6 protein-coding genes are annotated in these 6,201 nt (G+C 61.6%); 2 read left to right on the forward strand and 4 right to left on the reverse strand.

The window, feature by feature from the left end; genetic code table 11:
- Positions 1-716: ABC transporter substrate-binding protein (locus tag AC4FAH_RS07695; RefSeq protein WP_490245850.1), on the reverse strand; the 716-nt coding region annotated here is incomplete at its 3' end.
- A gap of 435 nt (positions 717-1,151) precedes the next feature.
- Between AC4FAH_RS07695 and AC4FAH_RS07700 the strand changes: the two genes are divergently transcribed.
- The gene (locus AC4FAH_RS07700) at positions 1,152-1,850 is read left to right on the forward strand and encodes a GNAT family N-acetyltransferase (RefSeq protein ID WP_176676950.1); all 699 of its coding nucleotides are present in this window, start codon (positions 1,152-1,154) and stop codon (positions 1,848-1,850) included.
- A 127-nt stretch (positions 1,851-1,977) separates the two neighbouring features.
- Here AC4FAH_RS07700 and AC4FAH_RS07705 read toward each other — a convergent pair whose 3' ends face one another.
- A complete protein-coding gene (locus AC4FAH_RS07705; RefSeq protein WP_225996418.1) occupies positions 1,978-2,820 on the reverse strand; it encodes an alpha/beta fold hydrolase in 843 nt (280 codons plus the stop codon).
- A gap of 177 nt (positions 2,821-2,997) precedes the next feature.
- On the opposite strand from AC4FAH_RS07705, the gene AC4FAH_RS07710 reads away from it, so the two are divergent.
- Positions 2,998-3,303 (forward strand): hypothetical protein, encoded by a 306-nt coding sequence (locus tag AC4FAH_RS07710; RefSeq protein ID WP_043332791.1) that lies wholly within the window; start codon positions 2,998-3,000, stop codon positions 3,301-3,303.
- Positions 3,304-3,468: 165 nt separating this feature from the next.
- Here the strand turns inward: AC4FAH_RS07710 and AC4FAH_RS07715 are convergent, their stop codons facing one another.
- Positions 3,469-5,379, reverse strand: a complete 1,911-nt coding sequence (locus AC4FAH_RS07715) for a bifunctional 2',3'-cyclic-nucleotide 2'-phosphodiesterase/3'-nucleotidase (RefSeq protein WP_213114130.1) — start codon at positions 5,377-5,379, stop codon at positions 3,469-3,471.
- 191 nt (positions 5,380-5,570) lie between these two features.
- Positions 5,571-6,201: MFS transporter (locus AC4FAH_RS07720; RefSeq protein WP_490245851.1), on the reverse strand; the 631-nt coding region annotated here is incomplete at its 5' end.

Genomic DNA, 6,201 nt, shown 5'->3' on the forward strand with positions numbered 1-6,201 from the left:
GGCGACTGGGAGAGACGCTGGCGACTGGCGGGGTCCAGCCCATAGGTGAAGTCGGCATCTCCGCTCTCGGCGATCAATGCCCTGCCCTCGGCGCGGCTCACCGCCTGATAGCGCGCCTGGCGCACCTCGGGCTGCGGGCCCCAGTAGTCCTCGAAGGCGGTGACTTCCAGGCTCAAGGGCGGCGTCATGCGCAGCATGCGATAGGGGCCGGTGCCGATGACCTGCTGGGCGGTGCCCGTCTCATCGAAGGCTGCCGGCGCGAGTATCTGCTGGCGATAATCGGCCAGATAGGCGGGCAATGCGGCGAAGGGCTCGCTGAGGGCAATCACCAGCGTCTGGGCATCTTCGGCGACGATCCGCTCGACCGGCACCGACTTCAACAGACCCGGCTTGGCACTTGCGATCTCGAGCACCTGACGCGCCACCTCGGCATCCAGCTGGCTGCCATCATGGAACTGTACGCCGGAGCGGAGCGTGAAGCGCCACTCCAGGCCGTCATCCGAGACCTCCCAATCGGTCGCCAATCCCGGCTGCAGCTCTCCCGTGGCATCCACCTCGACCAGTGTCTCGACGATCTGCATGCGCTGGAAAAGAATGCCGCTGAGCAGCGGGTCCGCCCCCTTAATGTCGAAGGGCGCGACAATCTCCAGACGTCGTGTGTCAGCCGCCGACGCTTGCGCCGCTGAGGCATCTTGCGCATGGCTGGGCTGCACCACGGCCAGGCTCAGCGCGACGCTGGCGACGGCCAGCTGCCTGCGATCGTGAAGGAAGGTTCGGTATTGCCACCGAAGCCTTGAGAGCAATTTGACCATCGATATCGCGAGTCCCGAGCAAGAGCATGGATGCCGACGCGCAACCGCCGCCGACGAACAAAAACGCAATGTTATAGTGTAACTATTACGTTTTGGCAACTCTCGGCTCACCTTCTACGACTGGGCAAAGCTGGACGGGCACTTGAGGGGCACTTGAGGGGCGCTTGAAAGGTGCAGGACAAGCACTGGACAGGCATTCACTTGTCAGCGGCAACCCAACATCCGATGATAGATGGCAAACTACATTAGTATGCGCTAACCGACTGGTCCGCTATTCTGGACGAATGGTCATCAGTCCGCGCATCTGTGCCCCTACCCTCAACAATAAGCGACAGGATCATGGATGATCTCAGCATTACCCCTATCAGCGATTCGGCTTGCAGCAGCTATCTGAGCGCCGCGGCTCGGCGACTGTGCTGCGGCAACATGCTCGCGACCTACAAACGGCATGGCATGAGCTGGGACGAGGAGTTGTTCAGCGAGCGCTGGCAGGACAACGAAAACTACGCGATACGTATCAATGGCGAATGGGTCGGCTTCATCAGCCTCAAGGCCCTGCCGGACATCCTGTATCTGCGCGACCTGCAACTGGTGCCACATTGGCAAGGCCGTGGCGTCGGCTCCGCCTGCCTGAACTGGTTGATCCAGCTGGCAACGCAACAGGAGTACGGCCAGTCGCTGATGAAAGACCGCGCCTCCGAGCTCTCCCCGGGCGCTCAGCCCTGCCCGCGCGCGCTGCGCCTGAGAGTCTTCTCCGACAGCCCGGCATTGGCGCTCTACCAGCGCCACGGCTTCACCCTGGTCAATGAGCAGTGCACCCCGACGCGCAGTGGCAGCATCATGGCACTGGAAAGACCCCTCGCCTTCCAGACAGCGCCGACGCTTGCCCCGCGGAGTGATCACGCGCCCCTGCCCCCGGTAGGCAATGCCTCTCTCGACACGATCATCGATGACCTTACCGAGGAAGAGGCCTTGACGATCACCGCCAAGCGCAAGCGACAGTCCCCTCCGGCCGCGCGGAACATCGCGCATCATTAGGCGATTTCCCGTGCGCGATTTCCGCCAGATACGACAATGCCCGGTCATAGGACCGGGCATTGTCGTTCAGGGCTCATTCACCATCAGGGGTGAGATTTTACTGCGCTTATGGCTGATGGGCTCCTCCTCAGCGGGCGAGGAAGTCCAGGATATAGCGCACGGTATCCTGCGGCTTTTCATCCGTCACCCAGTGACCGGCATCCTTCACCCAGATCAGCTCGGCACCCGGAATGGCATCTGCCAGCATCGGGGCGTAATCCGGCTTCTGGAAGTTGTCCTTGTCGCCCCACAGCACCAGAGTCTTGATCTCGATATTCTTGAGCTCACCGGCGATGGCCTGGGTGTATTCCTTGTTGAGACGACGCATGTTGCGGAAGAAAGCCGCCTTGCCTTGCTCGCTGTTCCACTGGGACACATAGCGCTCGACCATCTCTTCGGTCGCGACGGCCGGATCATGCACACCACTGGGCATGAAGCCGCGCATGGTGCTGATGAATTCCTCGACGCTGGTCGCTTCCTCGACGCCCGGCTCCAGCAGCTGCTTGAACTCCGGAATCGGCCAGGAATCGAAGCATACGCTGTCGATCAGTACTTGACGGCGAACACGCTCGGGATGATTGACGGCCATCAGCTGACCGATACCTCCGCCGATATCATGCGAGACGACATCCGCACTCGCCACACCCAGTGAATCCATCAGCTTGATGAAGATGCGTGTCTGGGCATTGATGGAAACGTCAGCATCCACCGGCATGTCCGACTCGCCATAGTTGAGCATGTCCGGGGCGATGACACGATAATGCCTGGCCAATTCCGGCATCACATCACGCCACATCAGCTTGTTGGTCGGAATGCCGTGAATCAACAACAACGGCTGACCTTCACCCATTTCCTTGTAGGCAATGCGGTGACCTTCGATCATCGCATAACGGGTTTCCAGGGCTTCCATTGTCACGTTGTCGTGGCTCATTGCTGACCTCTTCGCTTGATGAATACTCAATCACGGCCTGGCGAAACAGTGCTATATCGCGGTGATGCCGTGAACGTGGGACCACCTTACGGATTCCTGAGCAATCACTCAAGCACGATTTTGATTGATTGCTCAAAATACGCTTTAATGGCCCCATCAAATTCAAGGGAAACGCCCATGGCCCGTGTCATCAACCGCAGTCTGCTCGATCTTCGTCGCCTGACCATCAACCTGGTGACCTACCCCGAAGGCCACAGCGTGATGCGCCACAACGACCCGATGGGCAGCGGCAGCTACTACAAGCTCAATATCGTGCTCAAGAAGCCCCGCCGGGGCGGTGTCTTCGAGACCGATGGCAGCCTCTTTCGCCTCGCGGACCGCGTGGTGCTGTTTCGCCCCGACCTTCACGAACACAGCGTCAGCCGCATCGAGCGCGGCAAACGCGTGCTGCTGAGCATCGCCTTGCACGCACCTTGGCGCTGACCCGCAATGGGACTGCGCAAAAGAACCTGAGGCAAAAGCGAATAATGAAACAGATAGCGGGTAGCGCCAAGTGACAAAAAAACGCCAGTCAGCAATTGCTGACTGGCGTTTTTGCCCACCTGAATCCAGGCCAGGAACGACGTGCTCGACAATGTGCTGCCTTGGCTATTCCATCCGGTCCAGCCCGACGCGATAACGGGCAAAGCCCATCTCGTCCTGATCCACCAACGTCATCGGGTAGACCGCCTGGGCATCAATGAACTGCTGCGCATCCTCGCCGGGGGCGGTGGTGAAGCGAATGTCCAGCGGGGTATCGGTGTCGATCGCGGCCAGCCGCCAGTTGTGATCCGCCGCGGGGTCCACCGCGCCCTGCTGCTGCGTCTGGCGCGAGATGTACTGGGCCAGAATGCTGCGATTTTCATCCGGTGACGCGAAAGCGATATGCGACTCTCCGGTGCCGGGGAAGTCCTCGCCGTAGGCGCGATAGTTGTTGGTCGCGAGCAGGAAGACCTCGTCGTCCTTGACCGGCTCGCCCTGGTAGGCGAGTCCCTGGATACGGTGGGCATCGGCGTCGATCAGCGCGCAATTGCCGTCGTAACGCGCCGGCTGCGTGACATCCACCCGGTACTCGACGCCATCGATCACGTCGAAGTTGTAGCTGCGGAAACCTTCCCAGTTGATCAAGGGCTGGGGCGTGGCGAGATCCGGATCAATGCGATGGAACTGGCCGGCGCTGCACTCGAGCCATTCCCGCACTTCCCTGCCGGTGACCTTGAGCGCCACCAGCGTATTCGGATAGAGATAGAGATCGGCGGCATTGCGGAAGCTCAGCTCGCCCGCCTCCATCTCGGTGAACTGGGTCGGATCATTGTGACGGCCGCCGACCTTGAACGGCGCGGCTGCCGAGAGAATCGGCAAGCCTTCCAGGTCCGGGTCGCCTTCGACGAAGCGTTTGACGTAATCGGCCTGGGCGCGATTGACGATCTGGATCGTCGGGTCGTCCTGCACCAGCGCCAGATAGCTCTTCATCGCCGCACTGGCGCGTCCGATGCTGCGATTGACGTACTCGCGCGTGGCGTCGTGCTCATGATCGACCAGCGCCGCCAGTTCGGCATCTTCCGCCACTTGCGCCTCGCCCCCTACCTGAATCGGGCGGGCTTCTGTCTGGCCGCTCACTACCCGCCACTGGCCCGAGGCATTGCTCAGTTCGAGATCCATCACGCCCACATGGCTGCCCCAGTGCCCCGGCATCATCGCCGGCACGCCATTGAGGGTGCCCCTGGCGATATCGGCCCCCGGTACCTCGGCGAATTCCTCGCTGGGGAAGACGGCATGGGCATGCCCGAAGGCGATGCCATCGATGCCCTCGACCTGCGAGAGGTAATACACCGAATTCTCGGCCATCACCCGGTAGTGGTCGGTCGAGATGCCGGAGTGCGGGATGGCGATCACCACATCCGCGCCCGCCCGGCGCATCTCGGGCACCCAGCGCCTGGCGCTCTCGGTGATGTCCTCGGCCGTCAGGCGGCCCTGGAGGTGCTTGCGGTCCCAGGTCATCACCTGCGGCGGTGCGAAGCCGATATAGCCGATCTTCAATGTCTGAGCGTTGCCCTCACTGTCGGTGAAGGCATGGGCGGTGATCTGGTAGGGCGTGAAGTACGGCTCGCCTGTCGTGGCGTCCAGCAGGTTGGCGTTCACATAGGGGAACTGCGCGCCGGACAGCGCCCGTTCGAGATACTCGAGCCCGTAATTGAATTCATGATTGCCGATATTGCCGACATCGTAATCCAGCTGATTCATGACCTTGTAGGCCGGGAAGACATCACCCTCCTCGAGACCTTCTGCCGCCATGTAATCGCCCATCGGGCTGCCCTGGATGAGGTCGCCATTGTCCAGCAGCACGCTGTTGGCTACCTCGGCACGCGCCTGCTTGATCAGACCTGCCGCGCGTACCAGGCCGATGCGCACGCTGGGCCGGTCCTTGTAATAGTCGTAATCCATCACGTTGGCGTGGATGTCGGTGGTCTCGATCACGCGCAGTGACAGCGTCGCGGCATTGGCTGGCTGAACGATCATGAAGATACCTCCGAGACTGGCCAGGCCAAGGATGGCTGCCCGCAAAGGCGGCTTGCGCCGACGTCCGGGGTGCTGCGCAACAGCTGGCGAGTCAGACGCCCGTTGATCTTCGCTAGCCGATGAAGCATTCGCCATCTCTCACTTCCTTGTCATGGGGGGATGTGCCAGTGCCCCTTGGGGGCAGCGCTCCATTATTCAGATGCCGACGCCTCAGGCAACTGGCGGTCTCTGCCCGCCAGCCAGCCGACACCTGCCATCAGCACACTGAGGACGGCGCAGACCATCAGTGCCAGCTGCCAATTGCCCTGCATATCGTAGAGCGCGCCGATCAGCGGCGGCCCCATGGCCGCGAGCAGATAGCCCAGCGTCTGCGCCATGCTCGACAGTGAAGCCGACTGCATGGCATCACGCGCCCGCAGCCCCATGAATGACAAGGCGAGAATGAAGCTGGCCCCGGAGCCCGCGCCCAGCAACAGCACCCACACCAGTGCCCACTTTGGCATCAGCCATAGCCCGATGAATCCCGCCAGCGACATGCAGGGCGTCGCGAAGGCGATCAGGCGTTGATCCTTCAGGCGCGGCATCAGGGGCACCAGAATCAATCCCGGCAAGGCCGAAGCCAGCTGGAGTAGACCATGCAACGAGCCCGCCTTCTCGGCTGAGAAGCCATTGTCCGCCAGCATGCTCGGCAGCCAGCTGTTGACGGTATAGAACAGCAGCGAATTGATGCCCATGAAGAGCGTCACCTGCCAGGCCAGTGGCGAATGCCACACGGCTGCCTGACGCACCGGCCGCGCGGCACCCTTCTCGACGTCCTTCTCG

It is taken from the genome of Cobetia sp., from assembly GCF_983723665.1.